General features: G+C 74.6%; 22 protein-coding genes and 1 tRNA gene. 10 read left to right on the forward strand and 13 right to left on the reverse strand.

Annotated features, from left to right (window positions below; all coding sequences use genetic code 11):
• Positions 1 to 95: 95 nt before the first annotated feature.
• The 8 genes from urtE to NXY84_RS17250 all read right to left on the reverse strand — a co-directional run bounded on the left by urtE (position 96) and on the right by NXY84_RS17250 (position 8,388).
• Complete coding sequence (gene urtE / locus NXY84_RS17215) at positions 96 to 791, reverse strand: urea ABC transporter ATP-binding subunit UrtE (protein WP_258724258.1); 696 nt, start codon at positions 789 to 791, stop codon at positions 96 to 98.
• Positions 791 to 1,612, reverse strand: a complete 822-nt coding sequence (gene urtD / locus NXY84_RS17220) for an urea ABC transporter ATP-binding protein UrtD (protein WP_258724259.1) — start codon at positions 1,610 to 1,612, stop codon at positions 791 to 793. The genes urtE and urtD overlap by 1 nt, the downstream gene beginning before the upstream one ends.
• On the reverse strand, positions 1,609 to 2,790 hold the full coding sequence (gene urtC, locus NXY84_RS17225; protein WP_258724260.1) for an urea ABC transporter permease subunit UrtC: 1,182 nt from the start codon (positions 2,788 to 2,790) through the stop codon (positions 1,609 to 1,611). Before urtC ends, urtD begins: the two co-directional genes overlap by 4 nt.
• Entirely contained in the window at positions 2,787 to 3,671 is an 885-nt protein-coding gene (gene urtB / locus NXY84_RS17230; RefSeq protein WP_258724261.1) for an urea ABC transporter permease subunit UrtB, read from the reverse strand. The genes urtC and urtB overlap by 4 nt, the downstream gene beginning before the upstream one ends.
• Positions 3,672 to 3,800: 129 nt before the next feature.
• On the reverse strand, positions 3,801 to 5,036 hold the full coding sequence (gene urtA, locus NXY84_RS17235; RefSeq protein WP_258724262.1) for an urea ABC transporter substrate-binding protein: 1,236 nt from the start codon (positions 5,034 to 5,036) through the stop codon (positions 3,801 to 3,803).
• A 339-nt stretch (positions 5,037 to 5,375) separates the two neighbouring features.
• The gene (groL, locus tag NXY84_RS17240) at positions 5,376 to 7,001 is read right to left on the reverse strand and encodes a chaperonin GroEL (protein ID WP_258724263.1); all 1,626 of its coding nucleotides are present in this window, start codon (positions 6,999 to 7,001) and stop codon (positions 5,376 to 5,378) included.
• Positions 7,002 to 7,332: 331 nt separating this feature from the next.
• Entirely contained in the window at positions 7,333 to 7,968 is a 636-nt protein-coding gene (locus tag NXY84_RS17245; RefSeq protein WP_258724264.1) for a LytR C-terminal domain-containing protein, read from the reverse strand.
• A 108-nt stretch (positions 7,969 to 8,076) separates the two neighbouring features.
• Positions 8,077 to 8,388, reverse strand: coding sequence for a DUF3263 domain-containing protein (locus NXY84_RS17250; RefSeq protein WP_258727259.1), 312 nt, complete (start codon positions 8,386 to 8,388; stop codon positions 8,077 to 8,079).
• A gap of 192 nt (positions 8,389 to 8,580) precedes the next feature.
• On the opposite strand from NXY84_RS17250, the gene NXY84_RS17255 reads away from it, so the two are divergent.
• The 3 genes from NXY84_RS17255 to NXY84_RS17265 all read left to right on the forward strand — a co-directional run bounded on the left by NXY84_RS17255 (position 8,581) and on the right by NXY84_RS17265 (position 10,765).
• The gene (locus NXY84_RS17255) at positions 8,581 to 9,258 is read left to right on the forward strand and encodes a uracil-DNA glycosylase (RefSeq protein WP_258724265.1); all 678 of its coding nucleotides are present in this window, start codon (positions 8,581 to 8,583) and stop codon (positions 9,256 to 9,258) included.
• Positions 9,259 to 9,286: 28 nt separating this feature from the next.
• Entirely contained in the window at positions 9,287 to 10,144 is an 858-nt protein-coding gene (locus tag NXY84_RS17260) for an SGNH/GDSL hydrolase family protein (RefSeq protein WP_258724266.1), read from the forward strand.
• Positions 10,145 to 10,363: 219 nt separating this feature from the next.
• Entirely contained in the window at positions 10,364 to 10,765 is a 402-nt protein-coding gene (locus NXY84_RS17265; RefSeq protein WP_258724267.1) for a hypothetical protein, read from the forward strand.
• Between the two features lie 19 nt (positions 10,766 to 10,784).
• On the opposite strand, the gene NXY84_RS17270 is transcribed toward NXY84_RS17265, so the two are convergent.
• The 5 genes from NXY84_RS17270 to NXY84_RS17290 all read right to left on the reverse strand — a co-directional run bounded on the left by NXY84_RS17270 (position 10,785) and on the right by NXY84_RS17290 (position 15,238).
• Positions 10,785 to 11,288 (reverse strand): hypothetical protein, encoded by a 504-nt coding sequence (locus tag NXY84_RS17270; RefSeq protein ID WP_258724268.1) that lies wholly within the window; start codon positions 11,286 to 11,288, stop codon positions 10,785 to 10,787.
• Between the two features lie 124 nt (positions 11,289 to 11,412).
• Positions 11,413 to 11,486 (reverse strand) — tRNA-Thr (locus NXY84_RS17275).
• 41 nt (positions 11,487 to 11,527) lie between these two features.
• Positions 11,528 to 12,391, reverse strand: coding sequence for a DsbA family protein (locus NXY84_RS17280; protein ID WP_258724269.1), 864 nt, complete (start codon positions 12,389 to 12,391; stop codon positions 11,528 to 11,530).
• A gap of 38 nt (positions 12,392 to 12,429) precedes the next feature.
• Positions 12,430 to 13,020, reverse strand: a complete 591-nt coding sequence (locus tag NXY84_RS17285) for a hypothetical protein (protein WP_258724270.1) — start codon at positions 13,018 to 13,020, stop codon at positions 12,430 to 12,432.
• 133 nt (positions 13,021 to 13,153) lie between these two features.
• On the reverse strand, positions 13,154 to 15,238 hold the full coding sequence (locus NXY84_RS17290) for a serine/threonine-protein kinase (RefSeq protein ID WP_258724271.1): 2,085 nt from the start codon (positions 15,236 to 15,238) through the stop codon (positions 13,154 to 13,156).
• A gap of 139 nt (positions 15,239 to 15,377) precedes the next feature.
• Here NXY84_RS17290 and NXY84_RS17295 point away from each other — a divergent pair, with 139 nt between their 5' ends.
• From NXY84_RS17295 to NXY84_RS17325, 7 genes are all read left to right on the forward strand, one after another.
• Positions 15,378 to 16,844 (forward strand): trehalose-6-phosphate synthase, encoded by a 1,467-nt coding sequence (locus NXY84_RS17295; protein ID WP_396126273.1) that lies wholly within the window; start codon positions 15,378 to 15,380, stop codon positions 16,842 to 16,844.
• Positions 16,837 to 17,688: a trehalose-phosphatase gene (gene otsB / locus NXY84_RS17300; RefSeq protein WP_258724273.1), complete on the forward strand. Its 852-nt coding sequence runs from the start codon at positions 16,837 to 16,839 to the stop codon at positions 17,686 to 17,688. Before NXY84_RS17295 ends, otsB begins: the two co-directional genes overlap by 8 nt.
• A gap of 65 nt (positions 17,689 to 17,753) precedes the next feature.
• Positions 17,754 to 19,223, forward strand: coding sequence for a PQQ-binding-like beta-propeller repeat protein (locus NXY84_RS17305; protein WP_258724274.1), 1,470 nt, complete (start codon positions 17,754 to 17,756; stop codon positions 19,221 to 19,223).
• Between the two features lie 144 nt (positions 19,224 to 19,367).
• Entirely contained in the window at positions 19,368 to 20,996 is a 1,629-nt protein-coding gene (locus NXY84_RS17310; RefSeq protein WP_258724275.1) for a PQQ-like beta-propeller repeat protein, read from the forward strand.
• 67 nt (positions 20,997 to 21,063) lie between these two features.
• Positions 21,064 to 22,635, forward strand: a complete 1,572-nt coding sequence (locus tag NXY84_RS17315; protein ID WP_258724276.1) for a PQQ-like beta-propeller repeat protein — start codon at positions 21,064 to 21,066, stop codon at positions 22,633 to 22,635.
• Between the two features lie 242 nt (positions 22,636 to 22,877).
• On the forward strand, positions 22,878 to 24,008 hold the full coding sequence (locus NXY84_RS17320; RefSeq protein ID WP_034634041.1) for an ABC transporter ATP-binding protein: 1,131 nt from the start codon (positions 22,878 to 22,880) through the stop codon (positions 24,006 to 24,008).
• Between the two features lie 152 nt (positions 24,009 to 24,160).
• Positions 24,161 to 25,441: a DUF4032 domain-containing protein gene (locus tag NXY84_RS17325; RefSeq protein ID WP_258724277.1), complete on the forward strand. Its 1,281-nt coding sequence runs from the start codon at positions 24,161 to 24,163 to the stop codon at positions 25,439 to 25,441.
• The last annotated feature ends 49 nt before the right edge of the window (positions 25,442 to 25,490 follow it).

The following is a 25,490-nucleotide window of genomic DNA, read 5'->3' on the forward strand; positions in this document are numbered from 1 at the left end:
CGGCTGCGGCCGCCGGCGCGGGCCGGGCCGGCCCTCCGCCCGGAGCCCGGGCCTCGGGCGCGGCCGGACCGTCCGCCGCACCCCGGCGCGCGCCGTCAGAGGGCCATCGCGGCACGGACCTGCGCCTCGTGCTCGACCCCGCCCGCGCCCGACGCGACGACCCGCCCGGACTCGAGCACCGCGTAGTGCGACGCCGCCCCGAGCGCGAACCCGACGTGCTGCTCGACGAGCAGCACCGCGAGCCCGCCCGCGGCGGTGAGCGCGAGGATCGCGTCCTCGATCTCCGCGACGACCGACGGCTGGATGCCCTCGGTCGGCTCGTCGAGCACGAGGACCCTCGGGCCGGTGATCAGCGCCCGGGCGATCGCGAGCTGCTGACGCTGACCGCCCGAGAGCAGCCCGGCGCGGCGCCCGAGCAGCCCGCGCAGCGCCGGGAACAGGTCCAGCGCCTCGTCGGTGCGCCGCGACCCCGCGGAGCCCTGCCCGTCGGCGACGAGCTGGAGGTTCTCCCGCGCGGTGAGCTGCCCGAAGGACTGCTGACCCTGCGGCACGTACGCGAGCCCGCGCCGGACCCGCTCGTGCGGCCGCAGCCGGGTGATGTCCTCGCCCGCGAGCCGGACCGTCCCCGACCGGACCTTGAGCAGGCCGACCGCCGCGCGCAGCAGCGTCGTCTTGCCCGCGCCGTTGTGGCCCATCACGGCGGCGATCGCGCCGTCCGGCACCCGCACGTCGACGCCGTGGACGACCGACGTGCGCCCGTACCCGACGTGCACGCCCTCGAGCTCGAGCATCACCGCTCCTTCCGTCCGCTGCCCAGGTACACCTCGACGACGCGCGGGTCCGCCTGAACCTGCGCGACCGTCCCCTCGCTCAGCACGCGGCCCTGGTGCAGCACCGTGACCGACGACGCGAACGAGCGCAGGAACTCCATGTCGTGCTCGACGACGACGACCGTGCGCTGCGCCCCGATCCGCTGCAGCAGGAGCCCGGTCTGCTCGCGCTCGGCGTGGCTCATCCCGGCGACGGGCTCGTCGAGCAGCAGCAGCCGGGAGTCCTGCACCAGGAGCATCCCGATCTCGAGCCACTGCTTCTGCCCGTGCGCGAGCACGCCCGCGGGCGCGTCCCGGAGCGCGGTCAGGCCGACGGTCTCGAGCGCCTGCTCGACGACCTCGGGCACAGCGGACCGGCGCCGCAGCAGCATCCGAGCCCGGCGCCGGGAGCCCCCCGCGATGTCGAGGTTCTGCAGCACGCTCAGCTCGTCGAACACGCTCGCGGTCTGGAACGTGCGCCCGACGCCGGCCCGGGCGACCCGGTGCGACGCCCTGCCGAGCAGCTCGACGCCGCCGAACCGCACCGACCCGGTCGCCGGCGCCAGGCCGGTGATCGCGTCGACGATCGTGGTCTTGCCCGCGCCGTTGGGGCCGATGAGGAAGCGCAGGTCGCCCTGGGTGACCGTGAGGTCGACCTCGTCGACGGCGACGAAGCCGTCGAACTCGACCCGCAGGCCGCGGACCTCGAGGTAGTCGTGCCGGAACCGGTCGTCGGGCCCGGCGAGCACCTGCTCGAGCGCGTCGGGGTCGAGCACCTGCTCCGGCTGGGGGTTGTCGGTCATGGGGTGCTCCCGGACGTGACGGTCTCGGACGTCGTGGTGGGTGTCTGCGCCGCTCGCGCCGGGACCTCGTCGGGCACGTCGTCCCGCTCGGCCCGACCGCCGCGCCACCGCCGCCACACGCCCCCGAGCGACGCGAGGCCGCCCGGCAGGAACGCGACGACGAGGATGAACAGCGCGCCCTGGAAGTAGGTCCAGAACGACGGGAACTGCTCGGACAGCGAGGTCTGCGCCCACGAGACGGCGAGCGCCCCGAGCACCGGTCCGAGCAGCGTCGCGCGCCCGCCGATCGCGACCCCGACGAGGAACCCGATCGACGGCACGACGCCGACGTCGGCGGGCGAGATGATCCCCACGATCGGCACGAACAGCGCCCCCCCGATCCCGGCGAACGCCGCCGCGACCGCGTAGGCGACGACCTTGACGACCGCGGGGTCGTAGCCGAGGAACCGGACGCGGTTCTCCTGGTCGCGCACCGCGACGAGCAGCTCCCCGAAGCGCGAGCGCATGAGCAGGCGCACGACAGCGACCATCGCCAGCAGGGTCCCCGCGGCGATGAGGTAGAGCATCTCCTTGTTGACCGGGTCGGCGAGGTCGTACCCGAAGAACGACCGGAACCCGTTGAGCCCGTTCGTGCCGCCGGTGACCTTCTGCTGCCCGACGAGCAGGATCGCGAACGCCGCCGCGAGGGCCTGCGACAGGATCGCGAAGTACGCCCCGCGCACCCGCCGCGTGAACACCGCGAAGCCCAGCGCCGAGGCCAGCGCGACCGGGACGAGCACGATCGCGACGACCGTGACGACCGGGCTGCGGAACGGCTCCCACCAGCCCGGCACGGTCCCGTCGCCGTAGAGCAGCATGAAGTCGGGCACCCCGCCCGGCCCGGCGTCGGCGAGCTTGAGGTGCATCGCCATGAGGTAGCCACCGAGGCCGAAGTACACGCCCTGGCCCAGCGTCAGCATCCCGCCACGGCCCCACGCGAGCCCGATGCCGACCGCGACCATCGCGAGGCAGCAGAACTTCGCGAGCAGCCCGAGCCGGAAATCCGAGAGCAGCGCGGGCGCGACGCCGAACAGCGCGACGGCGGCGACGGCGAACCCGGCGAGCGTGCGGACGCGCTCCCCGGTCAGCAGCCGGCCTGCGGTGCCACGGTGGCGCTCCGCGGTCCCCGCCGGGCTCACGCGAGGCTCCGCGTGCGCAGCGACACGAGCCCCTGCGGCCGCACCTGGAGGAACGCGACGATGACGACGAACAGCAGCACCTTGGCGATGCTCGCGGTCGTCGAGTACTCGAACGTCGCCTGCAGCAGCCCGAGCGAGAACGCCGCGATCACGGTGCCCTTGAGCTGCCCGATGCCGCCGGCCACGACGACGAGGAACGCGTCGACGATGTAGCTCGTGCCGAGCGTCGGGCCGATCGACCCGAGCAGCGTGAGCGCGACGCCCGCGACCCCGGCGATCCCCGAGCCGACGAAGAACGTGAGCCGGTCGGTCGCGCGCGTCGAGATGCCCGAGGTCTCCGCCAGGTCGCGGTTCTGCACGGTCGCGCGGATCCGGCGACCGAGCGGCGTGAGCTTGAGGACGAGGGCGAGCGAAGTGACGCACACGACCGCGACGAGCAGGATGAACAGCCGCGTCTTCGGCACCCCGAGCCCGAACAGCTCGACCGCCCCGGAGAGCCACGCCGGCGCCCGGACGTCGACGTTCGGTGCGCCGAAGACGTCCCGCGCCGCCTGCTGGAGCACGAGCGCGACGCCCCACGTGACGAGGAGGGTGTCGAGCGGCCGCCGGTACATCCGCGAGACGAGCGTGACCTCGAGCACGAGCCCGAGCAGGCCGCCGACGAGGAAGCCGACGACGAGCGAGACGAGCAGCGAGACCCCGGCGTCGGCGATCACGCCCTGCACGACGTACGCCGTGTAGGCGCCCGCCATCATGAACTCCCCGTGCGCCATGTTGATGACGCCCATCTGACCGAACGTGAGCGCGAGCCCGAGCGCCGCCAGCAGCAGCACCGACCCGAGGCTCAGCCCGGCGAAGAGCTGCGAGAACAGGGCATCCATCCCGGCCCCCTTTCCGTGCGTGCCCCGCGGGCGGCCGGTGCTCCGTGGTCCGGAGCGCCGGCCGCCGTGCGGGGCGGGCTGGTCGTGCCGCGCCGTCCGCCCCGGCGGTGACGCGGCCCGCTGGTCAGGTCAGGACAGGCCCTCGGCCCAGTCGTAGCCCTCGAGGAACGGGTCGGGCTCGATCGCCTCGTCCGAGCTCCACTCGGTGTAGATGAGGCCGTCGGCGCCGATCTTGCCGATGAGCGCCGTCTTCGCGATGTGGTGGTTCTCGCCGTTCACGGTCACGGTGCCCTCCGGCGCCTCGAACGAGACCCCGTCGGCCGCGTCCTGCACCGCCGCGACGTCGAACGACTCGGCCTTCTCGACCATGCCCTTCCACAGGTACAGCGACGTGTACGCGGCCTCCATCGGGTCGGACGTCACGCGGTCCTCGCCGTACTTCGCCTTGAACGCCTCGACGAACGTGGTGTTCGCGGGGCTCTCGACCGTCTGGTAGTAGTTCCAGGCGGTGAGCTGGCCCTCGATGTTCTCGACGCCGATGCCGCCGACCTCCTCCTCGGCGATCGACACCGAGACGACCGGGGTGGTGTCGACCCCGAGGCCGACGTTCTTGTACTCCTTGAAGAACGCCACGTTCGAGTCGCCGTTGAGCGTGTTGAACACGGCGTCGGCGCCCGAGGCCTTGAGCTTGTTGACGATCGTCGAGAAGTCGGTGTGCCCGAGCGGTGCGTACTCCTCACCGACGATCTCGATGCCGTTCGCCTCGGCGTAGGCGTTGATGATCTTGTTCGCCGTCCGCGGGAAGACGTAGTCGGAGCCGACGAGGAAGACCTTCGTCTTGCCCTGCTCCTTGAGGTAGTCCATGCCGGGGACGATCTGCTGGTTCGTCGTCGCGCCCGTGTAGAAGATGTTGGGCGACGCCTCGAGGCCCTCGTACTGCACCGGGTAGAACAGCAGAGCGTCCTTGCTCTCGAACACCGGGAGCATCGCCTTGCGGGACGACGAGGTCCAGCCGCCGAACACCGCGGCGACGCAGTCGGACGAGATGAGCTTCTCGGCCTTCTCCGCGAACACGGTCGGCTCGGAGGCGCCGTCCTCGCCGACGACCTCGAGCTGCTTGCCGAGCACGCCGCCGTCCGCGTTGATCTCCTCGGCGGCGAGGTCGAGCGCGTCGCGGACCGTCTGCTCCGAGATCGCCATGGTCCCGGACAGCGAGTTGAGGAAGCCGATCTTCACGGAGTCGCCCGAGGTGTCGACGCACGAGGTGGCGGCTCCGCCGGACGAGGTGCTGCCGCCGGAGGACCCGGCGTCGGTGCGCGCTCCGCCGCAGCCCGTGAGGCCGAGGGCGACGGCGAGGGCCGCCACGGGCAGAGCGAGTGCGCGCGTGCGTGATGTGGTCAACGGGGTGCCTTTCGCAGCGGGTCGCGGGAGTGGGGACTCCCCTGGTCCGGGCTCCGGATCGCGCGACACCGCGCTGTGTCCCGCGGTGTATACATCCCTGTGCCCATGACCGAGGACGCTAGGGACCGGGTGTTTCCACGACGCACGCGCGGCGGTGAACGGTGTGTTTCGCCTCGGTCTCGATCGCGCCTCGGTCGCGGCGAGCACGGGCGCACGAACGGCGAGGGGCCGGCCACCCGAAGGTGACCGGCCCGTCGCCGTTCGCTGTCGGCGGCTCAGGGCCGCCGGGTGAGGCTCAGCGGATCAGAACCCGCCGCCGAAGTCCTCGCCGCCACCGCCGGCGGGCGCAGCGGCCTTCTCCGGCTTGTCGGCCACGACGGCCTCGGTGGTGAGGAACAGCGCCGCGATCGACGCCGCGTTCTGCAGCGCGGAGCGCGTGACCTTGACCGGGTCGTTGACGCCCGCGAGGAGCAGGTCCTCGTAGGTGTTCGTCGCGGCGTTCAGGCCGTGACCCGTCGGGAGGTTGCGCACCTTCTCGGCGACGACGCCACCCTCGAGGCCCGCGTTGATCGCGATCTGCTTGAGCGGCGCGTCGAGCGCGATGCGGACGATGTTCGCACCGGTCGCCTCGTCACCCTCGAGCTTGAGGCCCTCGAACGCGAGCTTGCCGGCCTGGATGAGCGCGACGCCACCACCGGCGACGATGCCCTCCTCGACGGCAGCCTTCGCGTTGCGGACGGCGTCCTCGATGCGGTGCTTGCGCTCCTTGAGCTCGACCTCGGTCGCCGCGCCGGCCTTGATGACGGCCACGCCGCCGGCCAGCTTCGCGAGGCGCTCCTGGAGCTTCTCGCGGTCGTAGTCCGAGTCCGAGTTCTCGATCTCGGCGCGGATCTGGGACACGCGGCCCGCGATCTGCGACGCGTCGCCCGCACCCTCGACGATCGTGGTCTCGTCCTTCGTCACGACGATCTTGCGCGCCGTGCCGAGGACCTCGAGGCCCACCGTGTCGAGCTTGAGGCCGACGGTCTCCGAGACGACCTGACCGCCCGTGAGGATGGCCATGTCCTGCAGCATCGCCTTGCGGCGGTCGCCGAAGCCGGGCGCCTTGACGGCGATCGACTTGAACGTGCCACGGATCTTGTTGACGACGAGCGTGGCCAGGGCCTCGCCCTCGACGTCCTCGGCGACGATGAAGAGCGGCTTGCCCGACTGGATGACCTTCTCCAGCAGCGGCAGCAGGTCCTTGACGTTCGAGATCTTCGACTCGACGAGCAGCACGTAGGCGTCCTCGAGGACGGCCTCCTGGCGCTCGGGGTCCGTGACCATGTACGCCGACAGGTAGCCCTTGTCGAAGCGCATGCCCTCGGTCAGCTCGAGCTCGAGGCCCAGCGCGCTGGACTCCTCGACCGTGATGACGCCTTCCTTGCCGACCTTGTCGAGCGCCTCGGCGATGAGCTCGCCGATCGCCGTGTCGCCGGCCGAGATCGAGGCGGTCGCGGCGATCTGCTCCTTCGTCTCGACCTCCTTGGCCTGCGAGAGGAGCTGGGCCGTGACGGCCTCGACGGCGGCCTCGATGCCCTTCTTGAGGGCGATCGGGTTGGCGCCGGCGGCGACGTTGCGCAGACCCTCGCGCACGAGCGCCTGGGCGAGCACGGTGGCGGTCGTGGTGCCGTCACCCGCGACGTCGTCCGTCTTCTTGGCGACCTCCTTGACGAGCTCGGCACCGATCTTCTCGAACGGGTCCTCGAGCTCGATCTCCTTGGCGATGGAGACGCCGTCGTTCGTGATCGTGGGGGCACCCCACTTCTTGTCGAGGACGACGTTGCGGCCCTTCGGGCCGAGCGTGACCTTGACGGTGTCGGCGAGGACGTTGAGCCCGCGCTCGATACCGCGACGGGCCTCCTCGTTGAAGGCAATGATCTTGGCCATGGGGCGGTGATCCTTCACTGTGCTCGTGGGTGGCCGCTCGGTGCCCGCGACGGACGGACCACCTCCCGCGGTCATGTCCCGCGCGTGGTGGACCTCACCGGTCGGCCGGTTGATCCTGTCACTCTCCACCGGAGAGTGCTAAGTCAATGGTTAGCACTCGACCCCTGAGAGTGCAAGACGCGACCCGCCGTCGTGCACGGTTCCGGGAGCGTCCGGGGGACGCCGGACGGGCGGCCTGGCGGCGTCCGGACCCCCGCGCCAGGACCCGCGCGCGACGGCGGGGGGACCCGCACCCGGAACCCCCGAGCGGCCCGGTCGGGGGTGCGGCACCTCAGCGCGTGAAGTCCGCCTCCAGGACGACCGCGATGCCGGCCGCCGCCTCGGTCGACGACTGCAGCACCTGCGTGATCCCGAGCGCCTGGGCGACCGCCTCGGCCGTCACGCGCTGGGCCTCGGCGGCGTAGAAGACGGTCGTGCCGTCGACGCCCGCGCCCGTGTGGTTGCCGGTGTCCACGTTCGTGAACCCGGCGGACGTGAGCGTCTCCGCGGTCTCCCCGGCGAGGCCGGCGACCTGGGCGGCGTTGTAGACCGTCACGGCGGACGCGAGGTCCGGTGCGGGGGCGACCGGCTCGGTCGCCGGCGGCTCCTCCGCGGCGTCGCCCTCGGCCGGGTCGGTGGCCTCGCCACCCTCCCCGGCGGCGGCGTCGCCCTCACCCTCGGTCGCCCCGTCGCCCGCGTCGTCCCCCGCCGTCGTGCCGCTGCCGAGGCCCGCAGGCAGCGTGACGTCCGAGTTCGCGAGGTAGAGCAGGACGCCCGCACCGAGCCCCGCGAACACGACGAGGACGATCGCGAACGGCAGCAGCGCCCGCCACCGTGAGCGGGGAGCACGGTGCACGCCGCGGGGGCCGTCGAGGTCCTCCGCAGCGTCGAACTCGTCCTCGGGGTACGGGTAGCTGCCCTTGCTCACGGCGGACAGGCTAACGGCTGAGGCTGGGCGCGACGGCCGGTTGACGCGCGCGCCGCTCGAAAGGTGCGATCAGCACCCCGCTCGGGCGCGCAGGCCCGGAGGCGTGCGTCAGGCGTCGCCGCCGAGACGGCGGGCCGTGCGCGCACGCTGCCGCGTCGAGCGCATCCGCCGCAGGCGCTTGATGAGCATGGGGTCGTGCGCGAGGGCCGCCGGGGAGTCGATCAGGCTGTTGAGCACCTGGTAGTACCGGGTCGCCGACATGTCGAACAGCTCGCGGATCGCCTGCTCCTTGGCGCCCGCGTACTTCCACCACTGGCGCTCGAACGCGAGGACCTGCTGGTCGCGCTCGGAGAGGCCGGTGGCGTCGGCCTCGTGGGGGGCCGTCTCGGGGGTGTCCTGCGTCGAGGAGCCGGTCAGCATGGCGGCGTCCATGGCGTCCTCCGGGGGGGCTCGGGCTCCGGCACGGGGAGGGCTCGGGGCGGGCTGGGGGTGCTGCGCGAACCACGCCATCGTAGGCGCGAATGACACCCGTGTCATTCGGCAGGGGGCGGGACCGGGCCCTCGGCGCCGGGCTTCACCCGCCCCCGGCGCACGCTCGGTACCCTCGCCCCCGTGAACCCCGCTCCCCTGGACCAGCTCGTCGCACCGGACTGGGCGCAGGCCCTCGCCCCCGTCGAGCCGCAGCTCCGCGCCGCCGGCGACTTCCTGCGCGCCGAGGTCGCCGCGGGGCGGGGGTACCTGCCCGACGGGGCCTCGGTGCTGCGCGCGTTCCGGCGCCCGCTCGCGGACGTGCGCGTGCTCGTCGTCGGCCAGGACCCGTACCCGACGCCCGGTCACGCGATGGGCCTGTCGTTCTCCGTGCAGCCCGACGTGCGGCCCGTGCCGCGCTCGCTCGCGAACATCTTCGCCGAGCTCGTGGCCGACACCGGGGTCACGCCCCCGACGTCCGGGGACCTCAGCCCGTGGGCCGACCAGGGCGTCATGCTGCTCAACAGGGTCCTGACCGTGCGCCCGGGCGCACCCGCGTCGCACCGCGGCAAGGGCTGGGAGGCGGTGACCGACCGGGCCATCGAGGCGCTCGTCGAGCGCGGCGGCCCCCTCGTCGCCGTGCTCTGGGGGCGCGACGCGCAGTCGCTGCGCGGCGCCCTCGGCAGCGTCCCCCGCGTCGAGAGCGTGCACCCGAGCCCGCTGTCCGCGCACCGCGGCTTCCTCGGCTCGCGCCCGTTCTCGACCGTCAACGCGCTGCTCGTCGAGCAGGGCGCCGAGCCCGTCGACTGGTCGCTGCCCTGAGCCCGGTGCCCGACGGCACAATGGGACGGTGAGCACCCCCGCGCAGAGCACCTCACCCGACTCCCTCACCGCCGCGGCCCCGGTCCCCTGGCGCAGCTACGTCGCGATCGGCGACTCGTTCACCGAGGGCCTGTGGGACCAGCCCACGCCCGACGGCGAGTGCCGCGGCTGGGCGGACGTGCTCGCCCTGCACCTCTCGACCCGGCGCACCGCCGCGGGCGACGACCCGCTCGCGTACGCGAACCTCGCGATCCGCGGCCGGCTGCTGCGATCGATCCTCGCCGAGCAGCTGCCCGAGGCGCTCTCGATGCAGCCGGACCTCGTGAGCCTCGTCGGCGGCGGCAACGACATCCTGCGGCCCCAGGCGGACGTCGACGCGCTCGCCGGCTCGCTCGAGGACGCGGTGGTGCGGATCCGGGCCACCGGCGCCGACGTCCTGCTCGCGACCGGCGTCGACTCCGCGGACAGCCCGATCGTCCGCCGGACCCGCGGACGGGTGGGTGTCTACAACGCGCACGTGTGGTCGATCGCGCGGCGTCACGGCGGGCACGTGGTGGACCTGTGGGGCATGCGCTCGCTGCGCGACTGGCGCATGTGGGCACCCGACCGGATCCACCTCACCGAGGACGGCCACGCCCGGGTCGCGCAGGCCGCGCTCGTCGCGCTCGGCCTCGCCCCGGACGACGCCGCGTGGGACGACCCGCTCACGCCGCTGCCCACCCCGCCGCGCCTGCAGAAGGCTCGCGAGGACGCGCAATGGCTGCGCGAGCACGTCTACCCGTGGGCCACGCGGCGGCTGCGCGGACGGTCGTCGGGGGACGCGCGCGTCGCGAAGCGCCCGCACCTCGAGCCCGTCGAGGCGGGCGGCGGGCAGCCCGGCGAGTAGCCGCGGCGGGACGCCGGTCCCCTCGCGTCGCTCCGCGGGGGCGGAGGTCGGCGGCGGTGACCGCCGCGCTGCACCTGCTCGAGGAGAGCGGCGCGGCGGCGTGAGCCCGCGCGGGTGAACCGCGCACGGACCGCCCACGCGCGGGCCCAGGCGCTGTCACCATGTCGAGCCGGGCGGCCGCCGTCCGGACCGGACCGCCGCGTCGAGGAGGAGAAGACCGTGGGGTACTTCGGCGTGCACCTGCACACCGACGGCGCGTGGCGCGACGACGCCGCGCCGCTCGCGCCGTTCCTGCGCGTCGAGATCCACGACTCGGACCTCGCCATCGTGTCGTTCTGGAGCACCGGCGCAGCGGGCCTGTTCTACCTCGGCTACCAGCCGAGCGACTACTTCGACGACCCCGCCGCGAGCCGAGCGGTCGACAACGACACCGAGACATCAGCGTTCGTCGTGTGGGCGCTCGACGTGCTCGGCGTCCCGCTCGACGCGGACGCCGTGCGGCCCCTGCTCGCGGACGCGGGGGCCGACGGGGAGCCCGTCGACGTGTTCGTCGAGGCCACGCTGGCGCGCCTGCTCCAGCAGCTGCGCCTGCCGCTGCCGTCGGAGCTCGCGGACGACTGAGACCGCGTCCACGAGCGACTCAGGAGCAGCGCGGCGCCGGCTGGTCGATGCGCCCGACGGTGCTCGCCGTCGGGTAGATCCGCGTGATCGACAGCACCGCGTCGACCTCGCCCGCGTTGCTCACGTGGTGCAGCCCGGTCTCGGTGAACGACTGCCCCTCCCCGAAGACGTCACCCGCACCGCACCCGGTGCGCCGCTCGACGACGCCCTCCTTCACCACCGCGACGACGATCCCGGGGTGCGAGTGCCAGCCGGAGTACGAGCCGACGGGGTACGTGAGCTCGAACGTGGTGACGGTGGTCGCCGTCTTCGTCTTGAGCTCGACGCCGTCCTGCGACACCTTCGCGGGACCGTTCTCGCTGCCCGCGAGCTCGCCGCTGACCAGGTTCGCGGAGCTCGGCGCGGACGGGCTCGGCGCGGGCGGCGTCGCGACGGCGGTCGAGCCGGCCGAGGCGAGGTAGGCGCCGGTCGCCAGCACGGCGAGGGCGAGCGGGACGCCGATCGTCAGGCGCATGTTCTTCATGGCAGCCTCCCCCAGGGTCAGGCTGCCATCGTCGCGCGCACGGCCCGCGACGGACCGGGCGCAGGGGTGGGGCTGCACGATCGTGCACGGGCTGCGAGGCGGGGGCGGACACCGCGGCGCTGGGAGCCCCCTATCGGATTCGAACCGATGACCCCCTGTTTACAAGACAGGTGCTCTGGCCAGCTGAGCTAAGGAGGCGCGGCGCCGGGGTGTCCCCCGGCGCCGCGCCCAGCCTAGCGTCAGCCCTTCGCGGCGGTCACCGCCTGGGTGAGGGCGCCCGGCTGCTGCCAGTCCTCCTCCCACCGCTCGCCGTCGATGACGATCGCGGGGGTGGTGAACTCGCCGCTGCCGCCGGCCGACGCGAGCGTCGTGCCCGCGTTGTCGGTCAGGCTCGCGACGTACGGGGCGAAGACGCGCCACTCCTCGTCGCCGTCGGCCGCGGTGAACCGGGACGCGACCTCGTCGGGCACGCCGGCGTCGCGGGCGATCTGGGCGATCTCCTCGTCGGAGAGGCCCTCGCTGTTCTCGGCGGGCTGGTTGGCGAAGAGCTCCGCGGTGAAGTCGAGGAACTGCTCGGGCGCCTCGTCGGCGACGATCGCCGCCGCGACCGCCGCGCGCGTCGAGTACTCGGTGCCGTTGGAGAACCGGTCGAGGATCGACGTCGGGTGGTAGACGACGGTCACGTCGCCGGACGCCCGCAGCGCCGCGAGCTCGGGCTCGTTCGACTCCTCGAACTGCGCGCAGTACGGGCACATGAAGTCGAGGTACACGTCGACGACCGTGGCGTCCTCGGCGGGCTCCTCGCCCGCGACGCCCTCGGCGCCGACGGGGATGCCGCCGGACTCGAGCGCGGTCGACGGGGCCTCGACCTCGGTGATCGCCACCGGGTCGCCGGTGTAGGCCGCGCCGGCGGCGACGTCCTTGCCCTGGCTGAGGATGAGCGTCACGACGACCGCGAGCACGGCGACCGCCGCGACGAGGCCGCTGATCGCGACGATCCGGTTGCGCTTCTCGCGCTTCTTCTGCTCCGCCTGCAGCTGGAGCGCCTTCTGGCGTGCCTCGTCGCGGCGCTCGGCCTTCGACTGGCGGGGTTCGTTGGGCATGGTCCTGCTCTCGTGGTCCGGGGTGGTGGGTGGGCTGCTCACGCGGGCGCGAGCGGCGGACCCCGGTGCGGGTGCAGCCGCAGACCACGGCTCCCTGGCGGACGGACGTCGGGGTCGCCGACGACCACGAGGCGGCGCAGCGGCGTGGACGCCACGCGCGGGCGGGCCGGCAGCCGCACGAGCACCACGCGGAGCAGCGCCCCGGCGGTGGCCGCGGCCCGCACCACGAGCGCGGTCAGCCCGGCACCGAACGCGGCGACGACGACGTGCGCGACGAGCACGGGCGCGGCCACGCTCAGCACGAGGATCGCGCCGTGCGTCGCGGCGTCGCTCACGGCGAGCGTGCCCTCGGGGCAGTCGGTCGCGCTGCTCAGGAGCGCGAGGCGCACCCCGAGCTGGCCGAGCGGCCCGTCGGCGCTCACGCACGGGTGCAGGAGCAGGCGCCCCTGGAGCACGAGCACGCCGAGCGCGACGGCGAGCAGGCCGACGCCCGTGAGCACGAGGGCGAGGGAGCGGTCGAGGGACGACGGACCGGCGGGGCGCCCGGGCGCGAGGCCGGGAACGCGCCCACGCGGCGACCAGGGGCGGCGCCGCACGGGCACCGCCGCACGCGCGCGTGGGCCGGTCATGGGGTCAGGGTACGGGTTCGGCCTGTGCGTGCCGGGCGCTCCAGGAGCCGGGTCCGGAGGGTCGCACGGCACCGCGGGCCCGGGGACGCCCGCGTCCGGGGCACGGGCACGCCGGGTCGCCGCCCGGTCGGCGTCAGGGCAGCCGCGGCTGGGGCAGCGGCGACCACACGACCTGGGGGTCGCCGAGCGTCTCGAGGACCAGGACCCCGGCGACCGCGAGCGCGACGAGGGTCAGGACGAACGCCCCCGCACGTCCGGGCGCGACGACCGAGAGCACGCGGCGCGCGCCGATGCGGGTCGTGTGCGCGATCGGCCCCCACCACAGCGTGACGAGGCCGAGCAGGAACACCCCGGCGACGATCGCCGAGGCGATGATGCCGCTCGGCTCACCGCCCCGGACCCCGTCGGGCGCCCAGTACCCCCCGGTCAGCAGCCACCACACGACGCCGAGCACGATGAGCACGAGGCAGCCGGCCACGAGGACCGCGGGCACGAGCCCGAGGACCGCGAGCACGAGGTGCCAGGGCGTCGAGACCACGGCGCGCAGCGTGTCGGTGCGCCGCACGCCGTTGCGCTCGCGGCGGGCGTACATCGCCTCGACCGTCGAGCCCGCGGTCCGCACCAGGACGAGCACGACGCCGAGCACGACGAGCGTCCAGCCCGGGTACAGCGCCGCGGACGCGGTCGCGAGGAGGCCCAGGGCCAGCAGGCTGCCCCACCGGCGGCGCGCGAACGGGCGCTCGTAGCCGAGGTCGTCGTCCTCGGTGTACGCGTCGTCGCCCGCCGGGTCGGCCCAGGCGCCGTCGCCGTCGTCGTAGGAGGCGTCGTCGGAAGGACCCGCGCCACGGGCCCGGTCGTCGACGGCGGTGTCCTGGCGGTCGGCGCGAGAGGCGACCGGGACCGACGGCGGCGCGGCGACCGGCGCGCGCAGCACCTGGGTGTGGCCGTCGTTGGTCAGGACCGTCGAGCTCGCGACCGCGCCGACGGCGGTCCCGGCCGCGCCGAGCAGCACGGTGTCCTGCGCGTCGTCGGCATACGGCTCGTGCTCCTCGTCGTCGCCCGGCTCGTCGTCCTCGTCATCCTCGTCGCCCGCGGCGGCGGCGTGCGTCGTCGCGTCCTGCTTCGTCGCGTCGCGCGCCGCGAGGGCGGCGGCACCGGCGAGCCCGGCCGCGGCCGCCGCCGCACCCGCACCGGCCGCACCGACCGGCGCGGGCACGCGCTTGGTCAGCAGCACCGTGGCGACGGCGTCCTCGGCGTCGTCGTCCCGGTCGTCGTCGTCCCGGTCGGCGTCGTCCCGGTCCTCGCCCGCCGCCCCGGCCGCGCCGTCGTCACCGACGCCGTCGTCGTCCGCGTCGTCGTCCCCCGCGCCCCCGCCCACGGACCCGACCTCCCCGGGCCCGGCGGGGTCGCCGTCCGCGACGGCGACCTGCAGCGCCGCGACCACGTCGGCCGCCGAGAGCCGCGCGTCCGGGTCGGCCGCGAGCGCGCCGCGCAGCGCCCCCGCGGTCAACGGGCCGATCCCCGCCACGTCCGGGTCGCCCGAGCGGGCCTTCGCGAGCACCTGCTCGAGCGGGCGCAGCCCGAACGGCGCGCGGCCGGTCGCGGCGAACGCGAGGAGCGCCGCCCAGCCCCACCAGTCGCTGCGCTCGGTCGGCTCGGCGCCGTCGAGGAGCTCGGGCGCGAGGTACCCGGGCGTCCCGATGACGAGGCCGGTCGAGGTGACGCGCGCGTCGTCGGCCGCGTGCGCGATGCCGAAGTCGATGAGCACCGGCCCGTGCTCGGTCACGAGGACGTTGCTCGGCTTGAGGTCGCGGTGCACCACGCCCGCCTCGTGCACCGCGGTCAACGCGCTGCGCAACCCCTCGGCCACCTCGTGCAGCGTCGTGGCGTCGAGCGGCCCGTGCTCGCGCACGTGCTCCTCGAGGTTCACCCCGTCGACGAGCTCGGTCACGATGAACGCCTCGGTCGAGTCGGCCTCGGCGTCGAGCACCGCCGCGACCGCGGGGTGCCGCAGCCGCTGCAGCGCGAGGACCTCGCGGCGCAGGCGCTCACGGGCCTCGGTGTCGGTGTCGTCGGCGCCGTGCAGCAGCTTGAGCGCGACCGCCGCCCCGCCGCCGTCGAGGGCCCGGTACACCGTGCCCATGCCGCCCGACCCCAGCGGTGCGACGATCGAGTACCCACCGACCTCTGACCCCGGGGTCAGGCCCTTGCGCTCCATGCCCGGACAGTAGCGTCGCGCGCCCGCGCAGGTGCGCAGCGCGCACGTGGGCACGCCGCCTCCACGACCACCTCACGGTATGGTCGAGAAAACCCCAAGGAGCTGATCGACGGTGGGAACTGCCGGTTATGACCTCGTGGTGGTCGCGAACCGACTGCCCGTGGACGTCTCGCTCGGCGAGGACGGTGAGCCGACGTGGACCCGGTCGCCAGGTGGCCTCGTCACCGCGCTCGAGCCCGTGATGCAGAACGCGGACGGCGCGTGGGTGGGCTGGGGCGGCTCGCCGGACCTCGAGCTCGACCCGTTCGACGCCGACGGCATGCGCCTCGTGCCGGTGCCGCTGTCCGAGCGTGAGCTCGAGGACTACTACGAGGGCTTCTCGAACGACACCCTGTGGCCGCTCTACCACGACGTGATCGAGCCGCCGCAGTTCCACCGCCAGTGGTGGGAGTCGTACCGCAAGGTCAACTGGCGGTTCGCGACGGCCGCCGCCGAGCAGGCCGCGCACGGCGCGACCGTCTGGGTGCACGACTACCAGCTCCAGCTCGTCCCGGCGATGCTGCGCCAGCTGCGCGCGGACGTGCGGATCGGCTACTTCCACCACATCCCGTTCCCGGCGCTCGAGATCTTCGCGCAGCTGCCGTGGCGCAAGCAGGTCGTCGAGGGGCTGCTCGGCGCGGACCTGGTCGGCTTCCAGCGCGCGGGCGACGCGTCGAACTTCGTGCGCGTCGTGCGCCGGTTCACGGACCTGACGACGCGCGGCCAGGTCATCACGATCACGAAGCACGGCAAGGTCGAGCGGCACGTGCGCGCGGCCGCGTTCCCCATCTCGATCGACTCGAAGAAGTTCGACGCGCTGGCCCGCACGCCCGAGGTCCAGCAGCGTGCCAAGGAGATCCGCACCGAGCTCGGCGACCCCAAGGTGCTCCTGCTCGGCTGCGACCGCCTCGACTACACCAAGGGCATCCGGCACCGCATCAAGGCGTACGGCGAGCTGCTCGAGGACGAGCGCCTCTCGGTCGCGGACACCACGCTCGTGCAGATCGCGAGCCCGAGCCGGGAGAACGTCGGGGCGTACCAGCAGCTGCGCGACGACGTCGAGCTGCTCGTCGGGCGCATCAACGGCGACTACGGCGAGCTCGGCCACGCGGCGATCCACTACATGCACCACTCCTACCCGATGGAGGAGATGGCGGCGCTGTACCTCGCGGCCGACGTCATGCTCGTGACCGCGCTGCGCGACGGCATGAACCTCGTCGCCAAGGAGTACGTGGCGGCCCGGTCCGACGACCGCGGCGTGCTCGTGCTCAGCGAGTTCACGGGTGCCGCGGACGAGCTCACCGGCTCGATCCTGGTCAACCCGCACGACATCGCGGGCCTCAAGGACGCCATCACGTACGCGGTGCACCTCGACCCGCGCGAGGCCCGCAAGCGGATGCGCCGGCTGCGCAAGCGCGTGCTCGAGAACGACGTCGCGCAGTGGTCGGACTCGTTCCTCGCGGTGCTGACCGCCGTCCCGGTCCGCGGCGAGAGCGGCACGACGACGCACGGCGAGTCGTCCGACTCGGTCCACGCCGGCTCCTCGGGGCGGGGCGACGATGTCTGAGCCGCGCACGGCGACCTCCGCCCCCGCCGGCCCGGGCCCGGCCGACGACCGCTCCAGGACCCTCGCGGCCCTCGCCGCGCTCGCGGGCGACACCTCCCGCCGCCCGCTGCTCGTCGCGCTCGACTTCGACGGCGTGCTCGCCCCGCTGCAGGACGACCCGTCGGCGTCGCGCATCCTGCCGCGCGGCGTCACCGCGCTGGCGGCGCTCGGCGGGCTGCCCGACGACGCCCGGGTGCGCATCGCGCTCGTCTCGGGGCGCGCGATGGCCGACCTGCACGCGCTCGCGCAGGTCCCGCCCGGCACGTTCCTCGTCGGGAGCCACGGCGCCGAGCGCGCGCGGGTCACGACGTTCGGCCTGGACCGGGACGTCGTGCAGCTGAGCGACGAGCAGGCGGACCGCCTCGCGGCACTCGGCGCGCGGACCGCGTCGGTCGCCCGCGGGCGGGACGGCGTATGGGTCGAGACCAAGCCGACCGCCGTCGTCGTGCACACCCGGCTCGCCGAGCGGGACGTGGCCGCGGCCGCGGAGCGCGAGGCGCTCGAGATCGGCGCCGAGCTCGGCTCGGGCGTGCTGCACGGCAAGGACGTCGTCGAGATCTCGGTGCTGCACGCGAGCAAGGGTGAGGCGATCACCGCGCTGCGGACCGAGCTCGGGGCGGCCGTCGTGGTCTACGCGGGCGACGACGTGACCGACGAGCACGCGTTCGCGGCGCTCGGGCCCGACGACGTGACGATCAAGGTCGGGTCGGGCGACACCGTCGCCCGGTTCCGGCTCGCCGCGCCGGACGACGTGGTCGAGGCGCTCGACCTGCTCGCGACGGACCTCGGGGCTCCGCGGGGCTGACCACCACCGGGCCGCCCCGGCTCTTCGTCGAGCCGGTCCGCGCACCGCGGCGTAGGTTGCGGGGCATGGGCCGTGGCCACATGCAGGCGGTCGAGCTCGTCGCCGGGGACGCCCCGGACCCGGTCCCGGCCGCACCCCCCGAGGCGGACCGCCCCCGCCTCGGTCGCCGTGCGCGCCGCACGCTCGTCGCGGTGGTCCTCGTGCTGTGCGCGGCGCTCGTCGGGACGCAGCTCGTTCTCGACGCCCGGGACCGCGCACGGCTCGCCCGCCTCGCGACGGTGCCCCACGTGCTCGCGCCGCTCGGCGACACGCTCGAGGTGCGGTGGGAGTCCGACGGCGTGGCGGGGCACCTCGTGCGCACCGGCGTGCGGTCGGGGGACCTCCTGGTGGGCACGTTCATGGGCGACGACGGCGTCCCGACCGTGCGCGCGGTCCGGTCGTCGACCGGCGAGGCGGTGTGGTCGACGGCCGTGGGCGCGTCGTCGCCCGGGTCGGTGCTCGACCCGGGCTCCGGGCCCGCGTGCCAGGCCGACGACGAGCGCCCGGGCGGCCTCGTCGTGTGCCTCGTCACGGGGGTCGCGGACACCGACGAGGACGCGCGGCCCGGGGTCCCCACCTGGGCCGAGGTGCTCGTCCTCGAGACCGCGACGGGCGAGGTCGTCGCGCGCCGCCCGACGGAGCCGAGCACCCGGCTCGCGGTGCTCGGCGACGCCCTCGTCCGGGCGCGCGGCGACGACTCGGGCCGGCTCCTGGTGACCGCCGAGGACCCGCGCACGGGCGCCGAGCGGTGGCGCTTCTCGGTCCCCGAGCCGCTCGCGGTCGACCGCAGCTTCGGGGTCCTCCTCTCGCTGTGGGTCACCGGCGGGCACCTGCAGATCGCCGAGACGCAGGGCCGCACGTGGCTCCTGTCCCCCGACGGTCGGCTGCTGCACGCGACGACGACGGGCTCGGAGGTCGTCGCGTGGCCCGAGCCGCTGCGCGGCGGTCGCGTCGGGCTGGTCTCGTACGAGGGCTCGGGGTCGACGCGGCTGCTGCTCGAGGACGGCTCACCGGGACCGCTGCTGCCCGGCGTCCCGGCGTTCACGTCGGTCGACGACGGGTCCGCTCCCGGCGTCGTGCTCACCGCGGACGAGCGCTTCCACGCCTGGGACGCCCGCACCGGCGAGGCGGTGTGGCAGAGCGAGCGGCTCGGCGACGGCGCCGTCCCGTGGACCGACACGATCCTGCTCGACGGCGCGCTGTACGGGGCCGACGCGTCGGGGCGCATCGTCGCGCTCGACGCGTCGACCGGCGAGACGCGGTGGACGGCGTCGTTCGCGCCGAGCGCGGACCGCAGCGTGTGGACCGACGGGCGGATGGTCCTCGTGCTCGAGCTCGCCGAGGACGGCGGCCGCCGGCTCAGCGGGTTCGCCCTCACCGACGGCAGCCGCGTCTTCACCGGCGCGCTCCCGGACGTCGAGGTGCTCACGTCGAGCGGCCGCCTGCTGTTCGGCATCCCCGACTTCGGCTCAGACCGGGTCCTGGCGCTCGGCTGAGCCCCCGTGCGGGGCGACGCACACGCCGCGCGCACGTGACCCGCGCGTCGCCTGCACGGAACGGTGCCCGCGGCGGCAGCCCGGGTGAGAACCTGGCGGGAGGGCGCCGGCGCACGGGCGGGCGCCCGCGGAGGAGGGGACACCGTGGCGCGGGACCCGATGGTCGAGGTCGAGCTGGTGACGGCGCCCGGATCCCCGTCCGACGGCACGACCGACGTCGGCGCACCCGCCGAGGCAGCGGCCGCCGGACCGGACCCCGCACGCGCGCGCCGCCGCCGACGCCTGGTCGTCGCCGGGGCCGCCGCGGTCGTCGTCGGCCTGGTCGCGACGCAGGCGGTCCTGGACGCGCGCGAGCGCGCGGCGTACGCACGTGTCGCCGACGTCCCGGGCGTCCTGCTGCCCGTCGGCGACGCGCTCGAGCCGCTGTGGCCGGCGGACCGCGTCGCCGCGGCCGGCGAGTGGGCCTCGACGACGTGGGACAGTCCCGTCGCGCGGTCCGACGGCGTCGCGCTCGGGGCCGCCTTCGACGACGACGGGGTGCCGCGGGCCGGTGCGTTCGACGGGACCACCGGCGAGGTCCTGTGGTCCGTCCCGCTCGCCGAGCCCGAGCCGCTCCTGGTGCAGGAGAGCGGCGGCTGGTGGATCCAGTGCGACGTCACGACCGGGGGTCGCGACCTGCTGGCCTGCCTCGTCCCGATCCACCACGTGCCGGCGGAGCCGGACGAGGACGACGACCCGGCCGGCACCGGCTCCGTCGTCGCCACCGCCGCGGAGCTCGTCGTCCTCGACGCGCACACGCACGCGGAGGTGCTGCGGGTCGAGGTGGAGCCGACGGCGACGTTCATGCTCCTCGGCGACCTGGTCCTGACGGCTCGCGCCGCCCCCGACCTGAGCACGACCGTCGCCGCGCGAGACGTGCTCACCGGGACCGAGGAGTGGTCCCGCACGACCCCGCCGGGCACGGCTCGGGCGTCCCGGCATGGGGACCCCCAGGAGTCGACGCCCCGGCTGGCGAGGCTGGGCGAGACAGTCCTCGTGCAGCACGGGACGTCCGTCGAGCGCCTCGCCGCGGACGGGACCCTTCTGTCCGCGGCCCCCGTCGACGTCGGCGAGCAGGACTTCGCCTTCTTCCACGTCGCGCGCGAGCGCCTCCCCGTGCTGCAGGTCTACGCCCCCGGGTCCGGGCCCGGCCGGGCGCTGGTGCTCGACCCCGACGGCGCGTGGGTCGAGCTGCCCGACAGCGAGCCGGTGCGGCTGACCGTCGACGACGGCTCCCAGCCGGACCTCCTGCTCCTGTCGGGGCGCGACGGGCCGGGCGGGACCCGCGAGCCCGACGGGCTCGGCGGGTCGAACGGGCTCGTCGCCTGGGACGTCCGCGAGGAGGAGGTCCGGTGGTCGCTGCCCTCCGAGCCGGCCGACGTCGCCCTCGTCCTGGACGGCAACGTCTACGTGTCCACCACGCAGGGCGCCCTCGTGGCGCTCGACCTCGAGGACGGGACCGAGCTGTGGCGCGCCGAGCCGGGTCCCGACGAGCCGTGGCCCGGCGACTACTCCCCCGGGGTCGCGACCGACGGCAGGACCCTCCTCCTGCTGCGCGACCGGAACGCCGCGGGAGCCACGCAGGCCCCGACAGCGACCGCGTTCGCGATCGGCGACGGGCGCCGGCTCTGGTCGCAGGCGCTGCCCGACGGCATCGACTGGACCACCTCCGCCGGGCGCGTGCTGCTGGGCCGCGGCGGGGGCGAGGGCCTCGTCCTGCAGGCCTTCGGGTAGCGCGGGTGCGATCCTGGGGAGGCGCGGGCCCCGACGGTGCACGGCCCGTCGGGGACGGGGGGACGCGGTGAGCCGGGACCCGATGGTCGAGGTCGAGCTCGTCGGCGGCGACGAGCCGGCACCCGGTGCGCCCGGCGGGGACGTGACCCCCGGGCCCGACGCGGGTGCCGCGGACGGGACGACCGGGACGCCGCCCCGGCGCGTGCGTGCCCGGACGGTCGTCGCCGGTGCGGCGGTCCTCGTCGCCGCGCTCGCCGGGACGCAGGCAGCGCTCGACGCCCGGGACCGCGACGAGCTCGCCCGCTACGCGCAGGTGCCCGGCGTGCTCCCTCCGCTCGGCGACGGCCTCGAGGCCCGCTGGGAGCCCGGGCTCGGCGACGTGCTCACCATGTACACGGGCGCCGAGGTCGACGGGCTGAGCCTCGGCGCACGGTTCGAGGCCTCGGGCGCGCAGAGCGCCGTCGCGCTCGACCCCGCCACGGGCGACGTCCGGTGGTCGACACCGCTGCGTGGTCCCGAGGAGCTGCTCGTCGACGCCACGGAGAACCTGCAGGGCGTCCCGTGCGACGCCACGACCGGCGAGTCGCCGCTGCTCGTGTGCGTCGTCGGCGGCCGGTACGTGCGCCCGTCGGTGCCGCCCGAGTCCTACGGCGGCGACACCTCGCTCCCCACGCCGGTGCCGCAGGAGGCCGAGCTCGTGGTGCTCGACGCCACGACCGGCGACGTCGTCCGCCGCGCGCCCGAGCGGCCGCCGACCGGGATGGTCGTGGTCGGCGGCACGGTCGTGACGGCGACCTCCGCGACCGACGGGAGCGTCGCGGTCCGTGCCCGGGACGTGCGCACGGGCGAGGTGGCGTGGGAGCAGGAGCTGCCCGCGGGGACCGCCGAGCGCGAGTGGGCGCAGGCCGCGGCGGCTCCGTCCCTGGTGCCCGCCGGCGACACCGTGCTCGTCGTGCTCGGCACGGCCACGGCGCGGTTCGGCCCCGACGGCACGCTCGTCGGCACGACGCCCGCGAGCACGTCCGAGGTGGGCGCCGTCGTCGAGCCCGCGCGCGGCGACCGGGTGGTGCGGCGCGGCTTCGGGGTCTCGGGCGGCGAGGCGGTCTCCCTGCTCTCCCCGGACGGGACCTCGACCGTCCTGCCCGAGGGCCGGCTGCGGGTCCTCAGCGTGGACGACGGGACGGAGCCCGACGTGCTGCTCCTGACCGGGGCGCCCGACGCGGACGGCGGGCTGCTCGCGTGGGACGCCGGGACGGGCGAGGTGCGCTGGGTCGTCGACGACCTCCTCGTCTCCGACGCCGTCGTGCTCGGCGGCGTCGCGTACCTCGTCGGGTTCGATCGCTCGCTGCGCGCCGTCGAGCTCGCCGACGGCACGACGCGCTGGCGCACGGCACCGCCGGCCGCCGCGCCGGGGACGGGCGGCGACCCGGCGACGAGCCCGACGCTGCTCACCGACGGCCGCTCGCTCGTCGTCGTGGGCCGGCGCACCGAGGCGACCGAGGCCCAGGCGTACGCGCTCCGTGACGGCAGGCCGACGTGGGCCGGGACCCTGCCGTTCGCGGTGGACGGCGTCCAGCCGCTCGGGGGCCGCGCGGTCGCGTGGTCGCGGGACACCGACCGCTGGACCGTGCTCGGCTGAGACCCGCCCGGCCGGGGCCCCCGCCGACCGCCTGGACGTGCGCCCCAGCTGCCCCGGCGCGTCGTGTGGCAGGATGGGCCGCGGACCGAGGGCGACGACGCCGACCGTGTGCGCACCCGCGAGCTACCTCAGCAGGCGCTCCCACGGACGACGACTGCTCCCGGTCTGTGTCAGCGGCGACACTTCTGGCACCTTTCACTACGGATCGTCCGGCACGTACCTGCCGGTGAAGGGAACACATCATGGCTACGGTCACGTTCGACAACGCCACCCGGGTCTACCCCGGCACGGAGCGCCCCGCGGTGGACGCGCTCAACCTGCACGTCGAGGACGGCGAGTTCCTCGTCCTCGTCGGCCCCTCCGGCTGCGGCAAGTCGACCTCGCTCCGCATGCTCGCGGGCCTCGAGGACGTCAACGCCGGTCGCATCCTCATCGGCGACCGCGACGTCACGGACGTCCAGCCCAAGGACCGCGACATCGCGATGGTCTTCCAGAACTACGCGCTGTACCCGCACATGACGGTCGCCGACAACATGGGCTTCGCGCTCAAGATCGCCGGCACCCAGAAGTCGGAGATCCGCAGCCGTGTCGAGGAGGCCGCCAAGATCCTCGACCTCACCGAGTACCTCGACCGCAAGCCGAAGGCCCTCTCGGGTGGCCAGCGTCAGCGCGTCGCGATGGGCCGTGCGATCGTGCGCCAGCCCCAGGTGTTCCTCATGGACGAGCCGCTGTCGAACCTCGACGCCAAGCTCCGGGTCCAGACGCGCACGCAGATCGCGTCGCTCCAGCGCCGCCTGGGCGTCACGACGGTCTACGTCACGCACGACCAGACCGAGGCCCTGACGATGGGTGACCGCATCGCGGTCCTCAAGGACGGCCTCCTGCAGCAGGTCGGCACGCCGCGCGACATGTACGACACCCCGAAGAACGTCTTCGTCGCCGGCTTCATCGGCTCGCCGGCCATGAACATCGGCACGTTCCCGGTGCTCGAGGGCTACGCGCAGGTCGGCAAGGCCCGCATCGCGGTCCCGCGCGACGTCGTCACGGGTCTCACGGCCGAGGACAAGGGCCACGTCACGATCGGCTTCCGTCCCGAGTCGCTCGACGTCGTCCCGCAGGGCACGCCGGACGCCATCCCGGTCGAGGTCAACCTCGTCGAGGAGCTGGGCTCGGACGCCTTCGTCTACGGCTCGCTGACCAACGAGTTCGGCGCCGCGGCCACCGTGCACTCCGGTGCCGGGGACGCGCAGGTCGTCGTCCGCGTCGACCCGCGCCAGGTCCCGGCCAAGGGCGAGACGATCTGGGTCCGCATCCGCACCGGCGAGCAGCACCTGTTCCATGCCGGCTCGGGCGAGCGCATCTCGCACGTCTGACCTGCACCTGACGCACCCGCGAGGGCGGACCGGCACCTGCCGGTCCGCCCTCGCGGCGTTCCGGTGGCTTGTCGGTGTCGTCCGGGTGGGGGCTGTGCGCGCTGTCGGTGCTCCCACCTCCCCGCGTCCGACCGTGATGAGAGGATCGGTGCATGAGCCAACGCCCGCCTGCGCGCCTGCAGATCACGACCGCGGCGCCCGACCCGGCGCTCCTCGACCTGCCCTGGCACATCCCGCTCGAGGAGTGGCCGGCCGAGACGCTCGCCGCGCTCCCCCGCGGGATCTCGCGGCACATCGTGCGGTTCGCGCGCCTGTCCGGGCGCGTCATCGCGGTCAAGGAGATCGGCGAGACGGTCGCGTACCGGGAGTACGAGCTCCTGCGCCAGCTCAGCCGCATCGACGTGCCGAGCGTCGACCCCATCGGTGTCATCACGGGCCGCACCGCGCCCGACGGCGAGCCGCTCGAGGCCGTGCTCATCACTGAGCACCTGTCGTTCTCGCTGCCGTACCGCGCACTGTTCAGCCAGTCGCTGCGCCCCGACACCGCGACCCGGCTCATCGACGCGCTCGCGGTGCTCATGGTCCGCCTGCACCTCATCGGGTTCTACTGGGGCGACGTGTCGCTCTCGAACACGCTGTTCCGGCGCGACGCCGAGACGTTCGCGGCGTACCTCGTCGATGCCGAGACCGGTGACCTGCACGACCGGCTCACCGACGGCCAGCGCGCGTACGACCTCGAGGTCGCCCGGGTCAACATCATCGGCGAGCTCATGGACCTGCAGGCCGGCGACTTCCTCGAGGAGGAGGTCGACGCCGTGGCGATCGGCGCGATGCTCGTCGAGCGCTACTCGGAGCTGTGGACCGCGCTGACGGACGCCGAGTCGTTCACCCTCGGCGAGCGCTGGCGCGTCCAGGCGCGCATCGAGCGGCTCAACGACCTCGGGTTCGACGTGGGCGAGCTCGACATCACGACGGACGTCGACGGCACGACCGTGAGCATCCAGCCCAAGGTCGTCGACGCCGGCCACCACTCGCGCCGGCTCATGCGGCTGACGGGGCTCGACGTCCAGGAGAACCAGGCCCGGCGCCTGCTCAACGACCTCGACGCGTTCCGGGCGGCGACGGACCGGCAGAGCGAGGACGAGTCGTTCGTCGCGCACGACTGGCTCACCGGGGTCTTCGAGCCCGCCGTCCGGGCCGTCCCGCGCGAGCTGCGCCTGAAGCTCGAGCCCGCGCAGGTGTTCCACGAGCTGCTCGACCACCGCTGGTACCTCTCGCAGCAGCAGGGACGCGACGTCCCGATGCCCGAGGCGGCGCAGAGCTACGTGCGCGACATCCTCCCGTACCGGCCCGACGAGCAGGCGATCCTCGGGGTCAGCGCCGCCGACCTGCACGAGGACGCCGACGTGGTGCCCGCCCCGCGGCGCGACTGAGCCCACCCCCCCCCCCGCCGGACCACCCGGCGCCGATCCCGGCGCCCGC

The organism is Cellulomonas sp. NS3, from assembly GCF_024757985.1.
In the GTDB taxonomy this organism is placed as follows: Bacteria; Actinomycetota; Actinomycetes; order Actinomycetales; family Cellulomonadaceae; genus Cellulomonas_A.